This window comes from Sphingomonas paeninsulae (genome assembly GCF_003660165.1).
Classification (GTDB): domain Bacteria; phylum Pseudomonadota; class Alphaproteobacteria; order Sphingomonadales; family Sphingomonadaceae; genus Sphingomonas_O; species Sphingomonas_O paeninsulae.
The window spans coordinates 668,452-693,723 of sequence record NZ_CP032828.1; the positions used below are offsets into that span (position 1 = coordinate 668,452).

At 57.0% G+C, this 25,272-nt stretch carries 23 protein-coding genes and 1 pseudogene; 14 read left to right on the forward strand and 10 right to left on the reverse strand.

Annotated features, from left to right (window positions below):
• Nucleotides 1–51 precede the first annotated feature (51 nt).
• The 7 genes and pseudogenes from D3Y57_RS04455 to D3Y57_RS04490 all read left to right on the forward strand — a co-directional run bounded on the left by D3Y57_RS04455 (nucleotide 52) and on the right by D3Y57_RS04490 (nucleotide 6,445).
• Nucleotides 52–675 carry a TetR/AcrR family transcriptional regulator gene (locus D3Y57_RS04455; RefSeq protein ID WP_162986954.1) on the forward strand — a complete coding sequence of 208 codons (624 nt, stop codon included), beginning with the start codon at nucleotides 52–54 and terminating at the stop codon, nucleotides 673–675.
• An 85-nt stretch (nucleotides 676–760) separates the two neighbouring features.
• Nucleotides 761–1,618 (forward strand): NAD(P)-dependent oxidoreductase, encoded by an 858-nt coding sequence (locus D3Y57_RS04460; protein ID WP_121151717.1) that lies wholly within the window; start codon nucleotides 761–763, stop codon nucleotides 1,616–1,618.
• Nucleotides 1,615–2,046 carry a carboxymuconolactone decarboxylase family protein gene (locus D3Y57_RS04465; RefSeq protein ID WP_430738985.1) on the forward strand — a complete coding sequence of 144 codons (432 nt, stop codon included), beginning with the start codon at nucleotides 1,615–1,617 and terminating at the stop codon, nucleotides 2,044–2,046. The genes D3Y57_RS04460 and D3Y57_RS04465 overlap by 4 nt, the downstream gene beginning before the upstream one ends.
• Nucleotides 2,043–2,851 (forward strand): annotated as a pseudogene (locus D3Y57_RS04475) (SDR family NAD(P)-dependent oxidoreductase). Before D3Y57_RS04465 ends, D3Y57_RS04475 begins: the two are co-directional and overlap by 4 nt.
• A 43-nt stretch (nucleotides 2,852–2,894) precedes the next feature.
• Complete coding sequence (locus D3Y57_RS04480) at nucleotides 2,895–4,067, forward strand: acyl-CoA dehydrogenase family protein (RefSeq protein ID WP_121151721.1); 1,173 nt, start codon at nucleotides 2,895–2,897, stop codon at nucleotides 4,065–4,067.
• 69 nt (nucleotides 4,068–4,136) lie between these two features.
• Nucleotides 4,137–5,087, forward strand: coding sequence for a CoA transferase (locus tag D3Y57_RS04485; RefSeq protein ID WP_121151723.1), 951 nt, complete (start codon nucleotides 4,137–4,139; stop codon nucleotides 5,085–5,087).
• The gene (locus D3Y57_RS04490) at nucleotides 5,084–6,445 is read left to right on the forward strand and encodes an amidohydrolase family protein (RefSeq protein WP_121151726.1); all 1,362 of its coding nucleotides are present in this window, start codon (nucleotides 5,084–5,086) and stop codon (nucleotides 6,443–6,445) included. Before D3Y57_RS04485 ends, D3Y57_RS04490 begins: the two co-directional genes overlap by 4 nt.
• 101 nt (nucleotides 6,446–6,546) lie before the next feature.
• Here D3Y57_RS04490 and D3Y57_RS04495 read toward each other — a convergent pair.
• The 4 genes from D3Y57_RS04495 to D3Y57_RS04520 form a co-directional block, all read right to left on the reverse strand.
• Nucleotides 6,547–7,313, reverse strand: a protein-coding gene (locus tag D3Y57_RS04495) for an IS5 family transposase (protein ID WP_121151729.1) whose coding sequence is annotated in 2 segments (ribosomal slippage) — nucleotides 6,547–6,989 and nucleotides 6,989–7,313 — 768 coding nt in all. Because the reading frame shifts where the segments join, the coding sequence is not laid out codon by codon here.
• Nucleotides 7,314–7,371: 58 nt separating this feature from the next.
• The gene (locus tag D3Y57_RS04500; RefSeq protein ID WP_162986956.1) at nucleotides 7,372–7,836 is read right to left on the reverse strand and encodes an alpha/beta fold hydrolase; all 465 of its coding nucleotides are present in this window, start codon (nucleotides 7,834–7,836) and stop codon (nucleotides 7,372–7,374) included.
• A gap of 428 nt (nucleotides 7,837–8,264) precedes the next feature.
• On the reverse strand, nucleotides 8,265–8,732 hold the full coding sequence (locus D3Y57_RS20715) for a DUF3761 domain-containing protein (RefSeq protein ID WP_239025737.1): 468 nt from the start codon (nucleotides 8,730–8,732) through the stop codon (nucleotides 8,265–8,267).
• A 357-nt stretch (nucleotides 8,733–9,089) separates the two neighbouring features.
• The gene (locus D3Y57_RS04520; RefSeq protein WP_121151734.1) at nucleotides 9,090–9,296 is read right to left on the reverse strand and encodes a hypothetical protein; all 207 of its coding nucleotides are present in this window, start codon (nucleotides 9,294–9,296) and stop codon (nucleotides 9,090–9,092) included.
• A 639-nt stretch (nucleotides 9,297–9,935) separates the two neighbouring features.
• Here D3Y57_RS04520 and D3Y57_RS04530 point away from each other — a divergent pair.
• Nucleotides 9,936–12,356, forward strand: coding sequence for a TonB-dependent receptor (locus D3Y57_RS04530; protein ID WP_121151738.1), 2,421 nt, complete (start codon nucleotides 9,936–9,938; stop codon nucleotides 12,354–12,356).
• 443 nt (nucleotides 12,357–12,799) lie between these two features.
• Here D3Y57_RS04530 and D3Y57_RS04540 read toward each other — a convergent pair whose 3' ends face one another.
• Both D3Y57_RS04540 and D3Y57_RS04545 read right to left on the reverse strand, forming a co-directional pair.
• Nucleotides 12,800–13,717, reverse strand: coding sequence for an NAD-dependent epimerase/dehydratase family protein (locus D3Y57_RS04540; protein WP_121151742.1), 918 nt, complete (start codon nucleotides 13,715–13,717; stop codon nucleotides 12,800–12,802).
• Between the two features lie 164 nt (nucleotides 13,718–13,881).
• On the reverse strand, nucleotides 13,882–14,940 hold the full coding sequence (locus D3Y57_RS04545) for a DUF7064 domain-containing protein (RefSeq protein ID WP_121151744.1): 1,059 nt from the start codon (nucleotides 14,938–14,940) through the stop codon (nucleotides 13,882–13,884).
• Between the two features lie 173 nt (nucleotides 14,941–15,113).
• Here D3Y57_RS04545 and D3Y57_RS04550 point away from each other — a divergent pair, with 173 nt between their 5' ends.
• From D3Y57_RS04550 to D3Y57_RS04575, 6 genes are all read left to right on the forward strand, one after another.
• Complete coding sequence (locus D3Y57_RS04550; protein WP_121151746.1) at nucleotides 15,114–15,749, forward strand: TetR/AcrR family transcriptional regulator; 636 nt, start codon at nucleotides 15,114–15,116, stop codon at nucleotides 15,747–15,749.
• Nucleotides 15,750–15,841: 92 nt separating this feature from the next.
• On the forward strand, nucleotides 15,842–16,774 hold the full coding sequence (locus tag D3Y57_RS04555) for an NAD-dependent epimerase/dehydratase family protein (protein WP_121151748.1): 933 nt from the start codon (nucleotides 15,842–15,844) through the stop codon (nucleotides 16,772–16,774).
• An 11-nt stretch (nucleotides 16,775–16,785) separates the two neighbouring features.
• The gene (locus D3Y57_RS04560) at nucleotides 16,786–17,286 is read left to right on the forward strand and encodes a hypothetical protein (protein ID WP_121151750.1); all 501 of its coding nucleotides are present in this window, start codon (nucleotides 16,786–16,788) and stop codon (nucleotides 17,284–17,286) included.
• Nucleotides 17,287–17,423: 137 nt separating this feature from the next.
• Nucleotides 17,424–18,362: a sulfate adenylyltransferase subunit CysD gene (gene cysD, locus D3Y57_RS04565; RefSeq protein ID WP_121151752.1), complete on the forward strand. Its 939-nt coding sequence runs from the start codon at nucleotides 17,424–17,426 to the stop codon at nucleotides 18,360–18,362.
• A gap of 1 nt (nucleotide 18,363) precedes the next feature.
• Nucleotides 18,364–20,277 (forward strand): sulfate adenylyltransferase subunit CysN, encoded by a 1,914-nt coding sequence (gene cysN / locus D3Y57_RS04570; protein WP_121151754.1) that lies wholly within the window; start codon nucleotides 18,364–18,366, stop codon nucleotides 20,275–20,277.
• Entirely contained in the window at nucleotides 20,274–21,020 is a 747-nt protein-coding gene (locus D3Y57_RS04575) for a 3'(2'),5'-bisphosphate nucleotidase CysQ (protein WP_121151756.1), read from the forward strand. The genes cysN and D3Y57_RS04575 overlap by 4 nt, the downstream gene beginning before the upstream one ends.
• A 15-nt stretch (nucleotides 21,021–21,035) precedes the next feature.
• On the opposite strand, the gene D3Y57_RS04580 is transcribed toward D3Y57_RS04575, so the two are convergent.
• Genes D3Y57_RS04580 through D3Y57_RS04595 form a run of 4 tightly spaced genes read right to left on the reverse strand, consistent with a single transcriptional unit; the run spans nucleotide 21,036 to nucleotide 25,178 of the window.
• Entirely contained in the window at nucleotides 21,036–22,013 is a 978-nt protein-coding gene (locus D3Y57_RS04580; RefSeq protein WP_121151758.1) for an SDR family NAD(P)-dependent oxidoreductase, read from the reverse strand.
• Nucleotides 22,014–22,018: 5 nt separating this feature from the next.
• Complete coding sequence (locus tag D3Y57_RS04585; RefSeq protein ID WP_162986957.1) at nucleotides 22,019–23,182, reverse strand: sulfotransferase family protein; 1,164 nt, start codon at nucleotides 23,180–23,182, stop codon at nucleotides 22,019–22,021.
• A gap of 35 nt (nucleotides 23,183–23,217) precedes the next feature.
• Entirely contained in the window at nucleotides 23,218–24,264 is a 1,047-nt protein-coding gene (locus D3Y57_RS04590) for a DUF7064 domain-containing protein (protein ID WP_121151762.1), read from the reverse strand.
• A complete protein-coding gene (locus D3Y57_RS04595; protein WP_121151764.1) occupies nucleotides 24,261–25,178 on the reverse strand; it encodes an SMP-30/gluconolactonase/LRE family protein in 918 nt (305 codons plus the stop codon). Before D3Y57_RS04595 ends, D3Y57_RS04590 begins: the two co-directional genes overlap by 4 nt.
• Between the last annotated feature and the right edge of the window lie 94 nt (nucleotides 25,179–25,272).

Below are 25,272 nucleotides of genomic sequence, written 5' to 3' on the forward strand. Positions count from 1 at the left end.
CACGCTGTTTTGCTTGACTTGAGCGTCCCGCAAAAGGATGCCTTAGCGACAATGACCCAAGCCGTTCAGTCACCTGCGCACCCAGAAGCGACTCCCCGTGTCATGCGGCCTCGCAACGCCGTGGATACCCGCGCACGTATCCTGACAGCGGCGCGACGGGTCTTTGCCATCCGCGATTATACACAGGCCCGGATCAGCGACATCGCTGCCGAAGCCGATGTGAATCAGGCGCTCGTTATCCGTTATTTCGGATCGAAAGAGCAGTTGTTCGAAACGGCGCTGGACTCAGTGCTCAGCGAACTGCCCTCGCATGGGCAATATGAGTTTCCGGGGCTGGCACAGAGTATCGTTGCGCATCTGACCGACGAAAGTGACACTCTCCCCGATCCTTTGCCGATGGTGATCCACGCCACATCCGACCCTCTGGCGCAGGCGATTGCGCGACGGATGATGCAGGAAAAGGTTGTCATGCCATTGGCAAATTGGCTCGGTGGAGACGATGGCGAAGTCCGCGCCGCTGCGATCCTTTCGCTCTGCGCCGGGTTCTTCACTTACCGCCATTTGCTCCCGCTCACACCATTTGTCGGTGCGGTGGACCCAATCGCGCGCCACTGGCTGGAACGCGCGCTCGAAGATGTCCTGAACGGATCGCACCGTGCCCTCATGTCGCAATAGCCGTTATGTAAACCGTCCTTGACTTTGACTTGGGCACCCTTAGCCTGAAACCAGATCGATCCAGACGGACGGCGGGAGAGAGGGTATGTCAGGCGTTACAAATCCCGCAATCCGGGACCGCAGCCGCGTCGGTTTCATCGGACTTGGCAATCAGGGCGCGCCGATTGCGGAGCGCATCGCGCGGGCCGACTATGATTTGACTCTATGGGCACGTCGCCCCGAAAGCCTGCAAATCCTTGCGGGCAAGGCAAAGGTCGCTGGCTCGATCACCGAACTTGCCGCCAGTGTCGATATCCTGTGCATTTGCGTCGTAGACGATGCCGGCGTCCGCGATGTTTGCGACGCGGCGCTGGTGGCGATGACACCGGGCAGCATGATCGCCATCGTGTCGACGGTTCATCCCGATACCTGTCGTTCCATCGGCAAAGCGGCGGCTTTGCGTAGGATCGCTGTCATCGACGCACCCGTCAGCGGCGGGGCCATTGCTGCGCTTGCAGGAACGCTGACGGTGATGATGGGCGGCAGTCAGGCCGACTGCGCGCGCTTTGCTCCCCTTGCCGAAACCTTTGCCTCGCTCGTCGTGCGACTGGGTGAAATCGGATCGGGGCAGGCGGCCAAACTGATTAACAACGCCCTGCTTACGGCGAACCTGATGCTCGCGCACGAAGCAGCATTTTGCGGCAGCGTTCTGGGTCTCGAATCCGCCGCCCTGTCGCGCGTGATTGCGGCAAGCAGCGGCAACAGCGAAGCTCATGCGATTTTGTCGCGCCTGCCCGATCTACAGTCGTTCGCGCACGGTGCCAGACTGCTGGCAAAAGACGTCGATTTGTTCGCGGCACTCCTCACGCGAGAGGGTGGCACCGCTGAACATATCGTCGGCGAAGCATCCGCCTTTCTCTCAATCTTCGACCCGGCATCATCCGATCCAAAGGGAACACCATGACCGATTATAAACCCCCCATCATGACGCCCGAACAGCGCGAACAATATGGACGCGACTGGTTTCAGTACACGATGACCACGCCCGCGCCGCCATCGGACAGCCCTTATCGTCAGGCCGGGATCGCCAATTTCGTGTTCGGCGAAATGTGGTCGCGTCCGGGGCTGGATATGCGCACGCGTCGCTGGATCACGCTCGCTTGCGTCGGTGCCGCCGACACCGTCGTCCCGATCACCGCGCACGTCTATGCGGCAATGAAAAGCGGCGACATCAGCTATGACGAGATGATGGAATTCGTCGTCCACTTTGCGGTCTATTCGGGCTGGCCGAAAGCGTCGATCATGGAACAGGTCATCCGCGACCAATGGGCGCGGATCGAGGGAGAGGGTGGCGTCGTATCGCTGACCAAGCCCGCCGTGCCGGGCGAATGACTTTATTCTCGGGGAATACCGCACTGATAACCGGCGCGGCGAGCGGCATCGGGCGTGGTGCGGCCCATGCTTTCGCCCGGCGGGGTGCACGCCTGATCCTCGCCGATATCGACGAGGCCGGCGTTGCAGCGACGGCGGCAAGCATCGTGGATCTGGGGGGGAGGCGATCGCCGTTGCCGTCGATGTCGGGCGCGACGATGCCATCGACCATGTGCTGGATACTGTTTACGGTCGGTTCGGCGACATCGATATTCTGATGAACAATGTCGGCGTCCTCGCCTCTGGCAAACCAGAAGATATCCCGATCAGCGAATGGGAACGCATTCTGAACCTCAACCTGATGTCGGCCATTCGCGCCATTCATCAACTGATCCCCGGCATGATTGCGCGCGGGCACGGACACATCATCAATACCGCTTCGTTTGCCGGGCTGTTTCCCTATGCGTGGGATCGCCTGCCCTATGTCGCCAGCAAGGCGGCGATGATCGGCGTTTCAGAAGGGCTGTCCCTTTATCTTCAGCCACAGGGTGTCGGTGTGACATGCCTGTGTCCCGGTCCCGTTCGAACCGCGATCGGCAGCACGATCCGTTCATGGACCCCCGGCATCGCGCCGCGCGGGCCGGGTGCGCAATATGCCGTGATGGAACCGGATGCAGTCGGCGATCTGCTTGCCGACGCGGTCGAGGCGAACCGTTTTTTCGTTCCCACCGACGAACAGGTCCGCGAACCGATGCTGCGCCGTGCCGACAATCCCGATCTTTTCCTGACAGGCCAGATCGCGTTGCTTGCAGGATCACCTGGTTAGCTATGTCGTCTGGACACCTGTAGGTTTTGCGGTATCAGGATTTATGACCAGTAATTCCGAAATCGGCGCTGTGGCGCACGCAGAAATCCGTGATGCAGTTCAGCGGCTCGTCGCAGATTTTCCCGGCGAATACTGGCGCAAACTCGACCGTGATCGGGAATATCCCACCGAATTCGTGTCTGCGCTGACGACGGCCGGATATCTCGGAATGTTGATCCCAGAGGAGTTTGGCGGGTCTGGCCTTGGCTTGTCGGCCGCCTGCGCCGTTCTGGAGGAAATCCACCGCGCCGGTGCAAATGGCGGTGCCGCTCATGCCCAAATGTACACGATGGGTGCCATTTTACGCCACGGCAGTCCTGAACAAAAAGCGCGCTATCTTCCCGATATTGCGTCGGGTAAATTGCGGTTGCAGGCTTTCGGCGTCACCGAACCCGGTGCTGGCACCGACACCACGCGGATCAGCACTTCGGCGCGCCGCGATGGCGATGATTATGTCGTAAGCGGCCAGAAAATCTGGATCAGCCGCGCCGAACATTCCGACCTGCTTCTGCTGCTGTGCCGGACATCGCCGCGCGACGCATCGGCCAAGGCTTCGGACGGGATGAGCCTGCTCCTCGTCGACATGCGTGAGGCGATTGGCAATGGACTGACGATTCAGCCCATCCGCACGATGCTGAACCACGCGACGACCGCATTGTTCTTTGACGAGCTTCGCGTACCCGTCGCCAATCGCATCGGTGTCGAGGGCAAGGGCTTCAAATACGTTCTCGACGGCATGAATGCCGAACGGATTTTGATCGCGGCGGAATGTATCGGCGACGGACGGTTTTTCATCGAACGCGCCGCTGCCTATGCCGGAGAACGCGAAGTTTTCGGACGCGCAATCGGCCAGAATCAGGGAATACAGTTCCCGATCGCCCGCGCGCATGTCCAGATCTCGGCTGCGGCACTGATGGTCGACAAGGCGGCTGCCATGTTCGAAGCCGGGCAGCCTTGCGGGAGCGAGGCGAACATGGCGAAAATGCTGGCATCCGAGGCAAGCTGGTATGCCGCCGATATGTGTATTCAAACGCACGGCGGCTTTGGTTTTGCCGAGGAATATGACATCGAACGCAAGTTCCGCGAGACGCGACTTTATCAGGTCGCGCCGATCTCGACCAACCTGATCCTCAGCCATGTCGCAACGCATGTCCTCGGGCTGCCCAAATCGTTTTGACTTAACGCCATGCTGTCCGAATAAAGAAACCGTGGTGAACTTGCGCCAAAGCTTCCGTCAGTCGGCATTATGAAGCGCGCGCTATCGGCTGCGACCCGCTGGGTTGACGAAATTGCGGTCCGAAGCGCGACAATCGGCAATGCCGTGAAAATGGACCCGTCTGCGGTCTTCGACCGGTCGGAAGCCGTTTCCCTGGGAGAACCTGGTGTGCGGTCAGCCAATAACAGCGCACGGATGATCCGGGCGGCCAACGGATGGCTGGCCCTTAATCTGGCGCGCGAAAGTGATTCCGAACTGATGCCCGCATGGCTGGCCGGACGGCGGGCCGTCGAACAAGACGTCGAAGACCTGATCGAGCAAGGCGCGTTGCTGGGTCTGCCCGTGGCGCGGGTCGGTGAAGCATTTCCGGCGACAAATCTGATCAGGAAAATGGCGGCGGGCGGCGTCCCAAACAGGCATCGGTTACGCGTTGTCGATCTGTCGAGCTTGTGGGCAGGACCGCTCTGCGGCAGTGTGTTTGCGGCAATGGGCGCGGATGTCGTCAAGGTCGAAAGCATCACGCGGCCCGACACGACCGCGACCTCTGCGCCTGCGTTCGATGTCCGGTTGAACGGCGGCAAGGAACGTGTCGCACTGGATTTCCACGGCCCCGAATTGCGCGCGCGGCTTCATGGGGCCGACGTGATTATCAGCAGCGCCCGACGGCGGGTTTTCGATAAGGGCGATCTTGCTCCCGAAAGACTGTTTGCACTCAACCCCGCGCTGATCTGGGTCGCGATCAGCGGTTATGGCTGGACGGGTTCACAGACAAACCGCGTTGCATTCGGCGACGACGCGGCTGCTGCGGGCGGACTGGTGCGCTGGACCGCGGGCGGTGCGCCGCGCTTCATTGGCGACGCTCTGGCCGATCCGCTGACGGGACTTGCCGCCGCCACAGCTGCGCTGGATGCAGTCGCACGGGGCGGGGGATTCATGGTCGATGCGGCCATGGCGGGCATCGCCGCATCGGTTGCCGCATGAACAACCTGCTGATCCGCAACGTCGAAATCGAAGGGCGCAACGGGCTGGATGTCCGTATCGAAAACGGACTGATCGCCGCCATCGCCCCTAATCTGTCGGGCCCGGGGAAAATTCTCGACGGGCGGGGCGGGGCACTGATCCCTGGTTTGATCGACCATCATATCCACCTTCTTGCCACCGCAGCGGCTGAATCCTCGCTCGATCTGTCCAATTGTGACAATATTAACGACATAATACGCGCAATAAGGGCCGCTTGCGCGCGTTTAGCCCCCGGCGAATGGCTGCGCGCGATCCGATTGCCCGTAAAAATGGCGGAAACCCTCGACCGCCACACTCTCGACAGCGCCGCTCCCCACCATCCCGCGAGAGCACTCGATCGCACTGGTGCACTCTGGATTCTGAACAGCAAAGCCCTGCAAATCGTCGGCGAAAACAGCCCGGAACTCGAACGCGACCAGTCCGGCCAAGCAACAGGACGCCTCTGGCGCGGCGACGCATGGCTACGCACGCGGATCGGTGTTTCTCCCCCATCACTTGCGGCCCTCGGCCAAAAACTGGCGGCCCTTGGCATCACGGAAGTCACCGACGCCAGCGCGGGAAACGATGCTGCCGTAGCCGAGCTTCTGACGGCCGCGATGCCGCAACGGGTTCTCGCGATGAGCCGCGGCCGGATCGAAGGCGCGACGGCACCCGTGAAAATTCTGCTGGATGAGCGTGACTTGCCGCCCTTCGATCAACTCATTGCGTGGATCAAAGAAGCACGGGCATGGAACCGCCCGGTCGCTGTGCATTGCGTGACGGCGGCCGAACTGGGTCTGGTCCTCGCCGTGTTTCAGGATGCGGGTGCGCTGCCCGGTGATCGTATTGAACATGGCGGTGTTATCCCGGCAGCGGCGATCCCGGAGATCGCGGGGCTTGGACTTCGAGTGGTAACCCAGTCGAATTTCATCAGTGCACACGGCGATCGCTATTTGACCGATGTGGATGCGGCAGATCGGAACGACTTGTATCGTTGCGCGTCATTGATGGCAGCAGGCATTCCTGTCGCTGGCAGTTCGGACGCGCCTTATGGGTCGATCGATTGCTGGGCCGCGATGAAAACGGCGACGACAAGACGGACGCGTGCAGGCATCATTCTGGGTGCCGAGGAGGCCGTGCCGCCCCGGACCGCCCTAAACCTTTATCTGGGTGCGCAGATTGATCCCGGTGGCCTGCCGCGTCGCGTAACGCACGGTGCAATTGCTGACCTGTGCCTGTTACGAACCGGACTTGCGGACGCCTTGTCTATGTTGAGCGCCGCAAACGTCGCGGCCACGATCATTGAGGGGCGCATCGTCTGGCGACCGCAACGTTCTTGAAAGGCACACAGGTGATTGAATTTCCTACAGGGGAGACTTTATCCAACGAAGTAGGACGTGGCGCAGATACTCAGGCTGGAGCGGTTTTTCGGATGTACGGGCTAGGCCGTAGACTCATAAGCGCGGAGCCACAGGCGCATTGAGGCGAGTTTGACCATGGCGATGAAATTGTCGGCGAGCTTGTCGTAGCGGGTGGCGATGCGTCGGAAGTGCTTGAGCTTGCTGAAGAAGCGCTCGACCTGATTGCGCTCGCGATAGAGCGTCTTCGAGAAGCAGGGGCGCCACTTGCGGTTCGACTTTGCCGGGATGTTCGGCACCGCGCCCTGGCTCTCGATCAGGTCGCGGATGGCGTTGCCATCGTAAGCCTTGTCGCCGAGCACGATGGTGCGCGGATCAAGCCGGTCGAGCAGGGTCAGCGCGGCGGGAGCATCGTGCGCTTGCCCCGCGCTCAGGCCGAGCCGGATCGGCAGGCCTTGCCGGTCGACGACCGCGTGGATCTTGGTCGTGAGACCGCCCCGGGAGCGACCGAGACAATGATCTCGACCCCCCTTTTTGCCGTCGCAGCCTGCTGGTGCGCCCGGATGGAAGTGCTGTCGATCATCTGGATGTCGCCATCAAAGGCCGCCGTGATCGCGTCCATCAGCCGGTCCCACACGCCCGCCTTTCGCCAGCGCACAAAGCGATTGTAGCAGGTCGTCCTCGGCCCATAGCGTTCGGGCAGGTCGCGCCACGGCGCACCCGAACGCAGCACCCAAAAAATGCCGTTCAGAACGCGCCGATCATCAACACGCGGCACACCCCTCGGCTTGTTCGGCAACAGCGGTGCGAGTACGCGCCATTCGAAATCGGTCAAATCATAGCGGCTCATGCCGCGACTCTGAATCAGATCAACGCCGCTTTGGGAATCCCGTTTATGGGTTCACGACCTAGTTGCCGTGGCCACCTAGAAACGCCACGATCACCCCATGAAGGGCGCCGCGGCCGGGATAGCGGAAGCCGAGGATGAGACCGATGATGCCACCATCGCTCAAGCCTACCACCGACACTTTGCGGATATGCATAGCGTCGAGGACCGCGATGACGTCGGATGTCATCTGCTCATAACTGAGAGGCGTCGCAGAGATCCCGCTCCGTCCGTGACCACGATTATCCATGACGATCACCTCGTGGTTGTCGGCGAGACGCGGCACTTCGAAGCCCCATGACTCAGATGATGCGAAGCCGCCGTGCAACAGGATGACCGGCGAACCGCCACGGTGGTTGAACGCGGCGTAATAAAGTCGCGCGCCGTTGCTGTTCACAAAGCCGCTTTGCTCTGGCTTCGGGAGCGACAGGACTTCCGGCACGGTTGCCCACAGCGGTGGCATTATGTTGAAGAAATCGGTCTTCATAGCGGCTGGTAAGCTGGTGAGACGAGACGCCATGGGCGTCAGCAGGATTTGGAACCTGTGACCCCTGCCTTCGAAGGGTCCAAAAAAGGCCACTTATACAGGGGAAACCGTGGAAAAGAGGGCGCAAATAACCCCCAAAACATCCAAAAAAGGGGCATTTCCAATCCCAGTGCAATCCCAGAATTACCCAGCGCCGTGGTAAAGGAACGAAGTCCTTGGCGGTATCTGAGTGCTTGATGCTCAAGGGTCCAGTTTCCATGGCCCTTGAGTGCGGCTCTGAGTTTGTCGCCTGCATAAGCCTAACTTCATCAACCAGAGCCGCGGTTACCAATCTTAAATGCTTGGAGTTCAGCCGTCTTGCACACAAATGTGTGATTCCGATTGGTCACCGGCGGGGACATTGCCTCGCCGGTGACCTTGGAACTCACTTAATAGAATTGCGCAACGCCACCATGACGTGAGCATGTTCCCGAGCGATGCGCGGAATGACTGTACGTGTTGTCGCGGCACTTGGCCGTCGCACCATCAGGTCCCCGACCTGCGGTTGCCTGTCCTGTTGGTGCACGTGGCGCAGCTGACGGGGCAGGTGCGGCCGCTGTAGGACGGGGTGAAGGACGTGCGGCTGGAGCTGGCGCTGCAGCTACGCCTTTGCATGCCGCTTTGTTCGCATTGCCGGCTTTCGAACAATCATAGTTCATGGTGCGCGTGGTCTTGGGTGCTACCGCTGGTGTTGATGCGGGCGGAGCTTTTGGTGCTGCCGGAGTGGCACCCTTGCACGCGGCCTTGTTGGCATTTCCTGCCTTCGTGCAATCATAATTGCGCGCGCTGGCTGGCGTAGCGGCAAGGGCAAGCGGTAAAAGAAGGGCGGAAATTGCGCCGAGAATGATCCGTTTCATTATGTTTCTCCCTGAACGACGCAGCGATCATGACTGGTTCGACTGCTCGAAGCAATTGAGAGCTAAAGTCAAAACTATACAAGTAGAACTAAAGCCAGCGAGACACGCCGCCGTGGTGAGAACAGGTGCCGCGGTGGTTCTAGCTAAAACTCCAGCTGTTATCGCGACATTGAGTGCTGGCGCCGCGAGGAGTATTTGCCGCCTTGATTGGGCGATGCACGCGGTGACCGCTGCGCGCGGTGTAATATGCGTTCGCTGAAGATCGGTCGGAGTTTTGACCATGATGATGCGAGACGCGTGCGACGCTGGAAATAGGCGCGAGTACCGTCAGCACTGCAACCAGCGACAGGATAAGCTTCATTCATGAGATCCGTTGAGCCGCACATGTTGTGCAAAAATTTCTGGCAAGCACTGCGCGACCTCTTTCCAGACGATTATATCGCCTGCATTCCCACTCACTTCGGCTTCAGCGAGCCGGATTGCGACCGCCGCCTCAACCCGATCGCCGTGTGTGGAAATCATCATGCTTGCAAGCGAGCGAAACTCCCATTTCGCAACGGCCATTTCAATCTCCGTCGTAATAGATTCGTCTCAGCATTGTCGCTCAGATACGAACTCGACACGATCGTTTGCGATGTAAGATCCCGCGAAATGCAGTTCCTGAGACGTCGCGTATTAGGCGGGTTTGGCGCCTGGCGAACCGCACTTGGCGAACTTGCCCTTGGCATCCCTGCAGCGTGCAGCCTTCACAGGCGCTTTCGGTGGACACTTAACGAACTTTCCGTGATCTCGGCAGGGAGCGGCAAAAGACGGCGTGGATAATAGTGCGACGGCAACAGCAGCAGCAAAAGCAAAACGCATTAAGTTTCTCCCAAGTGAACGATTGGGAGAATGGCGGTGGGTCATTAAAAGCGCAAGCGCATAAGCCCCGTCAGTATTCCGTGGGCAAAAGCACCCCCAATTAGGAACCAACACCATTTAGCTAAAATGGATATGCGGGGACGGATTAAAAAATGATCGGCACGTTCGGATGGAGCGCGAGAAATTCGTTTGGCCCTCTCCGCCGACAACACGATTTTCAATAATCTGATGAATTAAAGCCAATAGACTATGTGGTCAAATATATTGACTGCGCCGCAAAAATGAATAACAGTTTTGCGACAGAGCCCACATGAGTGGGCCGGATAGGGGGAGGTTAACTCGATGAAGTTGATATTTTGCAGTTCGTCGTGCGCGGCGCTTGCCGCCGCACTTTTAGGTCCCGCAACCGCAAAGGCTCAAAATGCGGCAGCCAGTGCGCCAAATTCCGCCGAGACTACTACCGCTTCAACAGCATCTGAAGCTTCACGTACCAGCCTTGACGACATCGTGGTCACAGCTCGAAAGGTGGCCGAAAATCTACAGGACATTCCTGTCGCAGTTACGGCCTATACCGGCGCCGGACTCACCCAGCAAAATGCGGTTCGTATTCCGGATATTGCGAGACTGACGCCCGGCTTCACGCTGAAGATCGCCAGTTCCACGCCGGTCGCAATCAACCTGCAAATTCGAGGCCAGTATCAGAGCGATGTGCTTGCCACCCTTGACCCTTCGGTCGGGACGTATGTCGACGGCCTTTACTGGGGACGAGCCTATGGGCTGACTGCCGATTTGCTCGATGTTCGCAGCGCACAGGTCTTGCGAGGACCACAGGGTACGCTTTTCGGACGCAATACCACCGGTGGCGCGATTTTGATGGAAACGAACAACCCGAATTTCGACGGAATTAGTGGTAAAGTCGCGGCGACTTATGGTCGGTTTAACGAGCGGTCGATAACGGGAATTTTAAATGTACCGCTGATCGATGACCGTCTGGCCATCCGTGGAGCGGTGACCGCGACAAAGCGCGATGGATTCTATCACGAGCTCAACACTGGCACCGATATGGCAAATCGGAACAGCTGGACCGGTCGCTTGAAAATTCTCGGCAAAGTGACCGATAATTTAAGCGTGCTGCTTAGTGGAGAGCATTTTCATACCGATTTTCAAGCCCGTCCTTTCCAGACCGGCTATATCAGTCCAAGTTCCGCCGCCAATCTCGAAGCTTATTTTGAAACGTTCGGGCCCGCAGCGCCCGCCGTTGCTGCCCCCGGCGGATACACGCTCTTTCAGAACTACATTAATTCGGTGGCCGGAACCGATAACGTTCGATTGAATTCCTTGATGCCCGCCTTCGCCACGACGAACACTGTCAGCGCAACGATTAACCTCGACACTTTCTTTGGCGCGGTGAAATTTATTGGCGGATATCGCGGTGTCAAGGCGGCAACGACCAATGACCTTGAAGGGTCGCCCTTCAACATTGTGACATCAACCGGGGCGCAAGATCTGAAGCAATATTCAGGTGAATTGCAGATAACCGGTAAGGCATTTCAGGATTTCCTCGATTTCTCTTCAGGCATTTTTTACTTCAAAGAGAGTGGTATAGATCAATCTCGTGCCATTTTCCTGCCTAGTCTCTCCGCCCAACAAACTGCGACGCTGTATGTCGGAGACGTATCTACAAATAGCATGGGGATTTACGGGCAGGGCACTGCGCACTTCACCGACAAAATTTCCTTCACTGGCGGTCTGCGCTATTCAGTTGAAGACAAGGGCATTGTCCTTACGAATCGAGTTGTTCTTGCTAATGCACCCGGCTCTCTCATTTCTTGTGCAATCACCGGAGCCGATCCGATCACATGCCGAGCTGCCCGGCGCGACAGCTTTGATGGTATCTCTTATACTGCTGGTCTGAATTATCAGTTCAATCCCGCGATTCTGGTTTATGCCAAAACAAGCAAAGGCTTTCGCTCAGGTGGAGAAAATTTGCGCGCTGCGGGCGGTCTGAGCAGCTTTGTGCCTTTTCAACCTGAAACCGCGCGAGAGCACGAGGCAGGTTTTAAAACCGAGTTCTTTGAACGACGCGTACGCCTGAACGTAGCTGCCTTTCTCAGCAATGTGAGCAATATTCAGCGGAATACGATTGTTACTACCGCCGCCGGTACAGCAACGATTGTCGGAAACGCGGGCAAGGCGCGTTTTTATGGTGGAGAGGCCGAACTGACGGCGCTTTTGTTTGACGGTTTTACTCTCTCGGCCAACGGCGCTCACGTCAAACCCGAGTATAAAAGTTACCTTGATCCAGGAACAGGGTTCGATCGTTCGCGCGAACGCTTCGAACAGGTTGCGCAATGGACTTTCAGCGTCGCAGGTACTTATGAAAAGGAATTCGACCTCGGTCGTATGACACTTAATGCCAATTACTCGTGGCAGGGAAAGACTCCGATCGCTGCATTCAACTATTATGTCGATAGCACCGGTATATATCATGATGCCACCGACGGCGCAGTGCTTTCTGCCAGGGACGCCATTGCGACCAAGGCGGCGAGCACGCTGGCAGCAGGTGGAACGCTCAACGCGCGTGCCGCGATTGGGTTGATGGATAACCGGCTGGAACTGGCAATATTTGGCCGCAATGTCCTGAATCGCCGGGTTAATGAGAACGCGCTGCTATTCAGCGCACCGCTTAGCATTGTCAGCGTCCAGCGTAACGACCCAGCCACCTATGGTGTAACAGTGAGCTACAGCTTCGGCGCCAAATAGTCCGGCTTAATACCGTACCTTGTGGCGGTGTCTCCTATCCTGCCGAAGACATCGGACAATGACGGCATATTGCGTGCGGTGTGCCGTCATTGTCCCAATTTCAAAGATGGGCAACGCCGATTTGGTTGTCGAATATCGGCGTCGGAAAACGGTTTATCTGTAGATATTTACGCTGGTTGCGATAGCCGAATGGGCATTAAAAACGGGTTCTCTGCAGTGATGAAAATGATAGTGTCCCTGATTGATCGGCTCAATGCGCCTGATGGCGCAAACATAATATATGCAGACTGCGACACCTATCGGGAGGCGTCTAGGACAGAATATTGCATGCGGGTTGAATCCGTTGCAGCGAAATTTGGTGCAGGCCTCGCGAAAGATTGTCCTTCGCAAAGGCTCGCGGCTCTGGATCGCTAAGTCCGCAGGGCGCCTTGTTAGGACGAAAATCAGTCCGGTATCTTGGCCGATCGGTTGTTACAAGCCATTGGATCGTCGAGAATATAGTCGATAATGTCCGGCCGCTCAGCCTGCCAACCGAGTTCGGCACGCGACCGGGGACTGCGAGATCGACTTGATGCTCCCATAACGATTACGGCCGCGAACTTCCCCCAAAGCTCGATGGCTTCGTCCATCGTGATGCTTCGCGTTTCGCAGCCCAGTCGACGGCCCACGAACTCCGCCATGCACCGATTGTTCAATTCACCACCGACAGCATGATACAAGGCGCCCGCAACACCCTTGTCCACAATCTGACTATAGAGCTTTGCTAGATCATAGACATTAACGTTGGAATAGAGATTAAGGCCCGTCCCAATGTAGCACGCGCTACCCGTTTTTAGCACGGACTGCACGATCAACTCTATATGTGGACTCTGACCATCTCCCCACACCATTGGTGGTCGCGCGACGATTCCACGCACTCCGATAGCCACTGATGCGCGCACCAGATTTTCGGATTCTACGCGCATGGCTATAGATCTGGGTGGGTCGATTGGATCATCTTCGGCAAAGCTGTCTTCGCTCCAGATTCCCTTTGTTCGCTGTCCGAGCACCCCTGTGCCCGACGTCATGATCAAAGTCTTTCCCGAGTTCCGATATCCCTCGATCAACGCACCGATCGTCCGGTATTCTTCTTCGAGCGTGAGCTGGGCCGCGAAAATTGTGGCATCGGCGCTTCTGGCGACATGGATAAGGTCTTCGGTGGCTGCGATGTCGCCAACGAAAGGCTGGTACCCTTCCGCTGAAACTTTCGCCGCAGCTGCATCACTGCGGGCAAAGCCAATGATCTCGTGACCATTGGCCGCCAATTTGCGCGCTACGTGCGAGCCAATATAGCCCGTTGCCCCTATCATGAAAACTCGCATGCAAATTCCCGTACGATAAATGATGCGTCGACTGGGTCGGTGCCGAGCCAGTCGGGCAAATGGATTGCGTTGGATCGGGATCCTGGGGCGTCGTTTCGCTTACCCCAGGATCTTTAACGTCGGTGACTGCGTTGTCTGCGCCAGTCTCGCATCTGCCCGAAAGATTACCCGGTCATCTGCTCGACTGGCAGCGATCGCTCGATCATTCCATAGGCTTCCTCACCGTCCCAAGTGTAGAGGGCGCCGCCCTGATGAAACGGAAGTGCCATTCCAGATACAATGCCGCCGGGTGCCCAGTCGCCAAACATAGGCTTGTCCTTTGCAATGAACGTCGTGTCATGAGTTATGCCATCAATCCGTGTAAGGCCCGCTTCTGTTTCGATAACGAGACCGACGGGGCCGCCATGCGGGATGATGCTTGTCATCCATGGGGCTTCGATCACCTTGCCGTAGGTTTTCTTTTCGCCGTCAAACAGAAATGCCTCGCTATAGGCGGCCGTTCCATCCGACCTTGGCGGGAACGCGAGAATTCCAAACGCCTTCCCGCTTGGAAATAATGCCGACTGCCAGCAATGTCCCGGAAAGGCACCGACATTCCTTACTCCGGTCCGGCGAATCCTGAGACCTGTACCGCTGAAGTCGATTGCATCATCGCCCTCGATCTCCACGCGACCGCTGCAACGGAACAACTGTTCGTGCCGGTGTCCCCCGACAGCCCCAACTGCCAGAGCTGTGGATGTGTCGCCTTGCTGAGCGGCCTGTTCGCCCGGTGTCCAGGGCGGGCAGGCCATTATAGCGTCTATGCTAATCCGGACGCGACGATCGGTGCCGCCGACCACGCCTTCGATCTGACGCGCAACGGTTGATTCATATGCCGACCCATCAAACCGCATTTTCCAGCGCCGCAGAGGCTCGACGATCTCGAACGTTAGCGGACCTGCATTGAGAGTGACAATCTGTCCCTCGACGCGCTTGGGCGTATCCGGGCGGAAGCCGCCTGCACCAATCAGCACTCGGCCGCCGGGAAAGGCTATATTAGCCTCAATGCCTCGGTAATTCCATTCCTCGGCTACCGCTTCAATGACGAACCTGGGCAGGCCAAAACGACCCTGATCATCCGAAATCCACATAGAAACGCTCTCGCGCATCTCCGGATCTTCAGGCTGCGCGATGGGGAAATCGAAAGCGGGTTCGTATCCGCCAGTCAAATCTAAGGTCGGCATACTCGTTCCTATAGTCGTTTATTTTGGACCCAGGCGTCCGCTGGGAAGTCTGAAGATTGTTACAACTTTACTGATCGGTCAAGAGCGACGTGTCGGGCGTCGTCTCGGCGCGTCAGAAAACGTTGGTTCAGTTGTTCTAGACAAGTGCGAAATCTTTCACGAAAGCTTCCCGCATGATCAAGAAAGCTTCAACACGCGATCGCATTCTCGACGCAGCGACCGCTTCGTTCTGGAAGCAAGGTTACCACGCCGTTTCGGTGGATGTGATTTGTGCTGCCGCAGGCGTTCAAAAAGGGAGCTTCTATCACGCATTTCCTTCAAAAGCGGATCTGCTGCTCACGGCATTGGTTAGAGTAAGGGATGCAGATCGTAGCGAAATCGAGCGCATATATGCTACCGACGAGCCCATCATGGATAAATTTCATAAGCATATGGAATGGTTTGGCGCAGCGCAGCGCCGGTTAAAGGCAAAATACGGTTTTGTGCCCGGAACTTTTAATATGGTTCTGGATATCAATGTTCCTGCCTCGGTTCTGGAAACCGTGCGTGCTGGGCACGCGACACATCTACAGCTGGTAGAAGACACTATCAGCGAAATCCTGGTGGCCAAAGAGTCGCGACCTTATTGTAAATGGCTGGCATCGATTATCGACAGTTTGATACACGGATTGATGATCGATAGCCGTCTCAAGAACTCTCTCAGCGGCTTCGACACGTTCCCGGAATCTGTTTTTGCCCTTATTGGAATTGGCGAGGCGCCAGTGGCGGCATACAGCGATGTGACTGCGATATCGACCGTCGTCAGCTAGTTTCCCCGGCCATCGGCCTCCGGCGTTCAAAACGATTGACTAATCAGTAAAGCAATTCGAAACTGACAAAAAGTCAGGCTGAGGAAATCAATATGCTGTCAGGCCATCGCATTCTTATCACTGGGGTAACCGGGCGCATCGGGGGAGCAATCGCCGCCGCCCTGGCCCCCACTAACACAGTCATTGGTCTGGCAAGATACGGTCGCGTAGGCGCGCTGGACGATGTCAAAAGTCTCGGCGTAACGCCCGTGATTGGTGATTTTGCACGCGGTTCGCTTGACGACGTACCGCACAATGTCGATTACGTCCTGCATGTGGCAGCAGATATACGGCCCGCCAGCGCGGTAGACGGTATGATCGACAACGCCGACGGTGCGGCTCGTCTCATGGGTCATTGTCGCGCTGCCCGAGCATTTCTGCACGTATCGGCAAGTAGCGTTTACGCCCAGAATGCTGATCCGTATCATGTGTATCCTGAAAGTTCGGATCTTGGCGGCGGCTTCGGTGGACAATATTCCGCGACCAAGCTGGCTGGGGAAGGGGCAGTTCGCGCCGCTGCCGCGCTGCTCAACTTGCCGACAATAATTTGCCGCCAGAATGTTCAGTATGGGGGATTGGGGGTGGATGCGGGGCTGATCGATCGTTTTCTCGATCATTTCGTAGAAACGGGGGAGGTTTATCTTCCGCTGGAGGGGCCGCTGATTATCGGACCTATTCACGAGGACGATATTGTGAGCCTAGTCGAGCCTTCTCTGGCTGCTGCTGCTGTCCCTGCCCATATCCTAAACTGGGGCGGCGACGAGTTGGTTGATTGGCAGGAGCTTTTCGATTTCGTCGGCGATCTGATTGGTAAGTCGCCAAAGTTCATTCGTAAGGCAGAGTTCAACTTTCCAAACTATTACCCCGATCCAACCGCACGGCGGGCGCTCACTGGTCCCTGCAAAGTATCATGGCGAGACGGCATTCGCCGCACACTTGAATTGCGCCACCCCGGCATCGCACTGACGGCATTGACCGAACAATAAAGGAAAGAGACATGCAGGGCGGACCTAAAATCAAGCATCTTGATGATATTCCATGGGAAGAAATGTTGCGCTTTCGACTGCGGGACGGGACGATCGCTTCGATCTGGGAAAAATGGATCGAACTGTCGCCGCGCTACATTGCATTCTACAATAAATGGGACCCTGGCGCGATGACCGCAAACCATGGGCATCATGGGGATCACATCAACCTTATACTCCAGGGTGAGATTCGTTGTGGCGATATCGTCTGTCGTGAAGGCACGCATATCATGCTCGAATATGGCGATACCTTCGGTCCCTGGGTGGCGGGTCCCGAAGGGTGTACGCTTTATGGTTTCGTGGCCGGAGAAGGTTCATCGTTTCAGGGCGATCCCGAACTTTGGGAGGAGTGCCTCAAAGCTCATGGAGCCGAGATGCTCCCTGTCCCTATGCCAAAGCGGATGCCGCCCTGGTGGACCGCCAAGATGCGGACATCGTCGATGATCAACTGGGTTGAGGACGATCCCACTTAGGCCGAATGTCATCATGATTGGCTTACGCGCCGATGCCGTTATAGATCTGCGCTAGACCGATCAGTCAAATATTGTTATCGGATCGTCAAGCAGGGCGACGATACGTCGACTCTGCCGTCTTGAGTGGAGATGGACGGATGAGCGGAACGGATACCATACAAGCGCTGCCCGAGAACGTGTCTCTTACACATCTCGAACGGCTTGAAGCTGAAAGCATTCATATTCTTCGAGAAGTGGTTGCCGAGTGCGAGCGACCGGTCATGTTATATTCTGTCGGCAAAGACAGCGCCGTCATGCTTCATCTCGCCCGCAAGGCGTTTTACCCATCGCCTCCGCCTTTTCCGTTGCTTCACGTCGATACGACCTGGAAGTTCAAGGCGATGTACGATCTGCGCGACAAGATGGCCGCTGACAGCGGCATGGAATTGCTCGTCTACCATAATCCCGAAGCCGCCGAGAGAGGCATCAACCCATTCGATCATGGCTCACTACATACCGATATGTGGAAAACCGAAGGGCTGAAGCAGGCGCTGGATAAGTTCGGATTTGACGCAGCTTTCGGTGGAGCAAGACGAGACGAGGAAAAGAGTCGGGCGAAAGAACGCGTCTTTTCTTTTCGTTCAGCGAACCACCGCTGGGATCCAAAGAGCCAGCGGCCAGAACTGTGGAATCTCTACAACGCACGCAAGAACAAAGGGGAGAGCATACGGATATTTCCGATCTCGAACTGGACCGAACTCGATATCTGGCAATATATTCACCTCGAGAATATCCCCATCGTACCTCTCTACCTAGCCGCGCCGCGCCCCACGGTGGAACGCGACGGAATGCTTATCATGGTCGATGATGATCGTTTTCCCCTGAATGAAGGGGAACAGCCTGTGATGCGGTCAATCCGTTTTCGCACGCTCGGCTGTTATCCGCTTACCGGTGCCGTCGAAAGTGAGGCCAAAACGCTGCCGCAGATTATCCAGGAAATGCTTCTGACCAAGACGTCGGAGCGGCAGGGCAGGGCGATCGACCGCGACGCAGGCGACGGGTCGATGGAAAAGAAGAAACAGGAAGGATATTTCTGAGATGGCAACCGTGGTCAAATCCTCATCCTACCAAACCCAGGATCTCATCTCCGAAGACATCGACGCGTATCTCGAGCAGCATCAGCACAAAACGCTGCTGCGATTCATCACATGCGGTTCGGTCGACGACGGCAAATCCACGCTGATCGGCCGCTTGCTTTACGACAGCAAAATGATCTTCGAAGATCAACTGGCGGCTCTCGAAAGTGATTCCAAGCGGATCGGAACACAGGGGCAGAATATCGATTTTGCCCTTCTGGTGGATGGCCTGGCGGCAGAGCGCGAACAGGGCATTACGATCGACGTGGCATACCGCTTCTTTGCAACCGAGAAGCGCAAATTCATCGTTGCCGATACACCCGGTCACGAACAATATACGCGCAACATGGTAACCGGAGCGTCTACGGCCGACCTCGCCGTAATCCTGGTTGATGCGCGAAAAGGCTTGCTTACCCAAACGCGGCGTCACAGCTATCTTGCGCACCTGATCGGTATCCGAAATATCGTTCTTGCGGTAAATAAGATGGATCTGATCGATTATGATCAGGCGCGATATGATGCCATCGTCGAGGACTATAAGGCATTTGCAGCATCGATAGGGATCGCTGCGTTCACGCCGATCCCGATCTCCGGATTTGTGGGTGACAACATCACCAGTCGATCAGAAAACACCCCATGGCATTTTGGGCCGGTGCTGATGGATCATCTCGAAACCGTAGAACTTGACCTTACAACCGCGCGTGCGGAACGATTTCGAATGCCAGTACAATGGGTCAACCGCCCGAACCTCGATTTTCGGGGGTTTTCCGGTCTTATCGCCGCCGGTACGATCCGGCCTGGCGATACGGTGCGGGTTTTGCCGTCAGGCCGGACATCCACCGTCGGCCGCATCGTGACCAAAAATGGCGACCTGACCTCCGCCGTTGCCGGGCAGTCGGTAACTCTCACTCTAAATGACGAAATTGATTGTTCTCGCGGCGATGTGCTCAGCATCGCTGATAATCCGCCCGAGGTTGCCGATCAGTTCGAGGCGACGATCGTGTGGATGGCTGACGAGGCGATGCTACCCGGTCGATCTTATTGGCTGAAGCTCGCGACCCAGACGGTGACGGCGAGTGTTCATGCGCCAAAATATCAGGTGAACGTTAACACGATGGAGCACCTGGCGGCCAAGACACTGGAGCTCAACGCAATCGGTGTCGTCAATCTGCAGACCGAGCGGCCCATCATCTTCGAGTCCTACGATGCGAACAGAACGCTCGGTGGGTTTATTCTCGTCGATAAAATGACGAACGCAACCGTGGCGGCGGGGATGATCCATTTCGCATTGCGACGGGCGCAAAATGTCCATTGGCAAGCTCTTGACGTAACCCGGGACAAGCATGCGAGCCTGAAGAATCAGAAGCCTGCCGTACTCTGGTTCACTGGTCTCTCGGGCGCCGGAAAATCGACGATTGCGAACCTCGTCGAGAAAAAGCTTGTTCACATGAATCGTCACACGTTTCTGCTGGATGGTGACAATATCCGTCACGGCCTCAATCGCGATCTGGGCTTCACCGATGCGGATCGCGTTGAAAATATTCGTCGGGTTGGTGAAGTTGCCAAGCTGATGACCGACGCGGGCCTTGTTGTGATAACCGCCTTCATCTCGCCATTCCGTGCCGAGCGCCAGATGGTTCGGGAGATGATGGGATCTGGAGAATTTATCGAGGTACACATTGATACGCCACTCGCCGATGCGGAAGCGCGGGATGTAAAGGGATTGTACAAAAAGGCTCGCAGTGGTGATCTTGCCAACTTCACAGGCATCGATAGTCCCTACGAAGCTCCTGTGCGTCCCGAAATTCGCATCGATACGACGCTTCTAACCGCTGAGCAGGCTGCGGATCTCATCGTCGAGGAGTTATTGAAATGAGCGGTCAAACCGACACGGAGCTTGCGCGTCATATTGCGGAAACAGCCGGGAGACTTTTGCTCGAGTTACAGAAATCCCGATTGTTTGAGGGAAAGACCCTGGGCAAAGCCGGAGACCGTATTGCCAATGCTTTCATTATGGAGGCACTGGCCGTTCAACGGCCCGCAGACGCGGTCCTCTCGGAGGAAGAAGTTAACGATAGCGCGCGCTGCTCGCAGAGCCGCGTATGGATTGTCGACCCACTCGACGGGACGCGCGAATATGGTGAAGGCCGCACCGATTGGGCAGTTCATGTTGCTCTGGCGCTCGACGGTCGCCCGTCGATCGGCGCTGTGGCACTCCCGGGACTCGATCTAACATTGTGTTCAGGTCGCCCTGAGGTTCTTCCAGCAACGCCCTCAAAGCTTCGCATGCTCGTCAGTCGGACACGCCCGGCAGCCGAAGCGCTTGCCGTCGCAAAAACACTCGACGCAGAATTGATCCCGATGGGTTCGGCAGGCGCGAAGGCGATGGCAATCGTCCGCGGCGAAGCCGATATCTATCTTCATTCAGGAGGGCAGTACGAATGGGACAATTGCGCGCCCGCTGCTGTGGCACTCGCCGCCGGTCTGCATGTGTCGAGGATAGATGGCTCACCCTTGTCTTATAACAATCAAAATCCTTATTTGCCGGACTTGCTCGTTTGTCCAAAAGCAATTGCAGTGCAGATTCTTGAGTTACTGACCGAACCCAAGCCAGCGTGAAGATGGCGGTGCTGGCTAAGAGTTTTTAAGCGTCGCGGTCGTAGCAGTGGGATGCAGTGTCGTGAGCAGCTCTTCCGAGGCATCCCAAAGGGATTGCGCCGCATCGTCATCCAGCACCGCCGGGTCAAAACCAGTCCACGGATGAGTATTCGCATCCATCGGATTCGCTAGACGGCAATCTTCGAGAATTAATCCACTGCGCCCTAGAAGTTCGGGAGCAATTGCCGCCCAAACCGATGTTGCGGCAGCCTGTTCGACCGTTTTCATGGCCGGGTTGGGATTGCCATCGGCATCGACGAATCCGATGGCCTTGATCAGGTCTTCACCGTGAAAGCGCTGCAGTCCCGTCAACGCGGAGCCCGGCAGAACGGCGTTGGCGGTAACCTTATTGCCCATACGCCGTTGCCATTCGCGACAAAAGAGAAGGTTCGCGGTTTTGGATTCGCCATAGGCGGCAAGATCATTGCGGTCGCGTTGCTGCCATTGCAGATCGTCCAGTCGTAATGGCCGGTTTTTATGCGCGGCCGAACTCAGCACGATTACGCGGCCCTGACCCCGGACAAGCGTCTTTTCCAGCATCTTGGCGAGAAGAAAATGCCCGAGGTGATTGGTTGCAAACCGGACATCCAAACCGTTCGGAAGATGCCATTGTGGCGTCTTCGAAACGCCAGCATTGGCAACGAATATAGCAAGCTCATTCACTGTCGCGAGAACGTTTCGGGCGAACGCGGCGACCGAATCCATATCTGCAAGATCCAGTGCACCCACCCGCACTTCACAGCCGAAATCGGCGCGCAACGCGCTTGAGAGTGCAGAAGCGGACGATGGATTTCGAACTCCGAGAAACAAATGGCAACCGGCGACGGCGAGCCCTCGAGCGGTTTCAATGCCGAGGCCCGAGGACGCCCCGGTGATGAGCGCCCACTTTCCCGGCAGCGCGCCCGTTTCGCCGACTTGCTTGGCCGTCGTTTCTCGGTCGAAGTGGGACATCATTGTGATTATCGGGCCGGCTCTTCGAGCAGATCCGCAAAACGATGCCGATACTCGGGCATCAATCCCTTAAGCGCTGCCTTGTCGAGCCCGAACTCCTCTGGCGTATATTTGTGAGCGCCATGCTTACCCTGGGGATTATCGCCGATATGGTGCTCGATACGGTTGGCATGCTCCGACGAAAACGGCAGGCCGAAATGATCGTATATGCGCCGCACAGTTCCGACAGGATCAAGCACAGTGTCTCTATAAGCAATGTCGATGACGCGATCATCGATGGCTTTCGTCTCGCGCGCGATCGTCCCGCGTTCAAGGTGGGCGCCAAATAGCTCGAGAGCAATCCGGCCTGTTTCCTTCTTGTCTATCCCGGGGCGCAGCATGGATTGAATGGTCCAGATGAGACTCGCAACTGACGCGATCGTACGAACTGGATCACGATGAGTCTGAACGATACAGGCATCGGGATACACGCCAACAAGCTGTTCGAGATCAAGTAGGTGCTGTGGTTCTTTCAGGATCCAACGGCCCTTGGGACCACGCCATTGGAGTTGCTGGAGCGCGCGCTTATGCGTGCGATAGACGCCATCCGGCTTTGTTACCGAGAGCCAATGTGAATAATCAGGAACAGAAAAGCTGGCGACAAAGCGTGAGCAGACGAAGCTCAACGCCAAAAAGCTCAGACAGTCCGCTGGAAGTGTCGCGCCCCATGGATGCATCGATCGAAGGATGGGCATCGCCTCGAGGCGCGCGTCAATCTCTGCCTGAGTTTGCGCAATCCGGAAATCAGTCGCGTATGTAGCGGCTTCGGGTGCCGGCCATGGGCGAGCAGACTCCCACTCAAGTGGCGCGCGGCCAGCGGGATCGAGCGCGCACAGGTCGTGAAGAATGGTGGTTCCTGTTCGCGGCAATCCTGTAAGGATCAGCGGTCGTTCGATCACCTGTGTGACGATCTCAGGGTATAGTCGTTCATCTTCAACGAAATGGAGACGTGTGCTGAGCAAATCGATGATCTGGGATTCCAGCGCGGCCCTGCCGAATTCGGGCAGTTCGGCTGAAGCGATCGCTTCGATCAATTTCGCCAAACCCACCCGGAAGGCGTCGTCCGTTCCCCAGTTCGATAAATCCGTGGCCGCTTCCGCGCGCGCTAAAGCATCCTCGACGTTTAAGATCATCCTGTCATTCTCCTGCGTGTTATTGCGTGCGGTTGTCATCCCGAGAGCTCGCACATTCCAAAGCCTTCCTCGCCGTCCCAAAGGAACCGAGCACAGGATTGGCTCATGATTTTTTCAGCATCTTTCACCAGCCCGTGACCCGAAGCGAACGCGCCTGTTCCGCCGCCCGCCTTGCGCGTGCCGCCTTTGTCGCTTCCCCAGCCGCCGAGAGGGATCCAGGTGGTGTGAAAGTTCGTGCCCTCGATACGGATCGTTTCGCTAAGCGCGTCCAACTCGACGACATAGCTACGATCGTTCGGGTCGCGTGAAAGCGTCGGTGCCGCTTGAATGGTGGCACGGATTATCTTTCCGCCGTTCGCGATATAGGCCTCGCTAAAATACGCCTCACCGCTGAGCGTATAGAGGATTTTGAGCCCGAAGCCCCGGCCGCTGGAAAAGTGGCCGGTGAGCCACGCGTGAGAGCCCATGCCAGTAGTGTCGCGGGGACCGCGGACATGGCCGCGCAGGCCAACGCCAGCAAAATCGAATGTTTCACCGGCAACCGAAACGCTGCCCAGGCCATGTAATATTTGTTCGTATTTCCCGAGCATCACGCCTTTGGAAATCATCGCGGGACCCTGAAGACTGAACGGGCCAGTCGAGAGGGGGATGATCCACGGTTCGGTAATGGTTTCTGCTTCGATTGCGACTTCGACCCTCACCTCAGGGCCGCCCGCGACGAACCCTGCACGTTCGGCGGTTTCTGTGAGTTCGGATGCTGTGCTTTTCCAGCTAAAATTCCAGCGTTCGAATGGCTTGACGCAATGGTAGCGCAGACTCGAACCGCCGGGATACTCAGCGCGATCGTACGTCCCTTTGGAGTGGGTAATGTAGGTGCGCCCGTCCGGTAGGAACAGGCTCGCACGCTCCCGCGCAATGCCGTCGCGAAGATAATAGAGGTGCATGTTGACGCCGAGACGCCGAGCGCCATCGACGAGCCACACATTATAAGTTTCGAATGTGTCTGGATCCGGGTGGCCCGTTACCAAAGCCAGATCGAGGCTGGGATCAAGTCCGCCATCGTGATGCGATCCAACGTTCATTCACCCAACTCCCTCTGATGCGAAAGCCGCAAACCCGGTGTGTCCCAGTCGGCTGTGAGAACCACGCCGGATTGCAAGCAGGTGACATAGGCTGTTCGCATTTCGTCGCCCCCAAAACAAATGTTTGAGGGGCCGGCCGCGGGGGTTGGAAACCTTTCCAGCAAACCATCGGGCGAAATTCTCACCACCAGGTCATTGTGCGGGCAAGCAATGCAAATGTATCCATTTTCCTGGATAGCCAGCGAATCCATAGCCAGAGTGGCATCTTCGAAAACGATCTCCGAAGCGCCGTCAGGCGATGTGCAAAGGGCGCCGGGTTCTGCGATAGCGAAACTCCACAATCGTCCTCGGCTTGTTTCCGATACATAGAGCCTGTCGCCGCGCGGGCTAAGACCGATGCCATTTGGCCGCTGCAAATCGCGGCCCATGTCCTGGATCGATCGGCCGTCGGTCGTGGCGTAGTAAACCCGTCCAGGCTCAGGCCCCGCCCGCCGCAGACTGCCATAGTCGGTGAAGTAAAATCCGCCATTTTGATCGAAAACGATATCGTTGGGAGCGATAAGCGCTACCCCATCACAATGATCGTAAAGGATCGCGAAACTGCCAGTTTGAAGGTCAACAACCTGAATGCATCCGGAGGGAGGCACATTAAGGTCGCTATCCTTATGAGCGGCAAGACAGACGAGATCTTCCCGGGTTAGTCCGCCATTGTTGGCGACATAACATTGACCGTCCGGCCCAATGGCAGCGCCGTTTGGCCCTCGTCCCAACTGAGCAACAAGATGCAGATTACCCGATCGGGTAATGGCCGTCAGCCGCCCGGCAAGCACCTCGACGCACATCAGGCTGCCATCCGACAGCGCAATAGGGCCCTCGGCAAAGGAAAGCCCTTCAGCGAACGTGCGAAACTGCATCACTAAGGTGTCCGGTGGACGGACAGGAGTTTCGGCATCTCGATCGCTCTCCGCGTGCGCCCTCGATTCAGGACATCTTAACGGCACCCTTCAT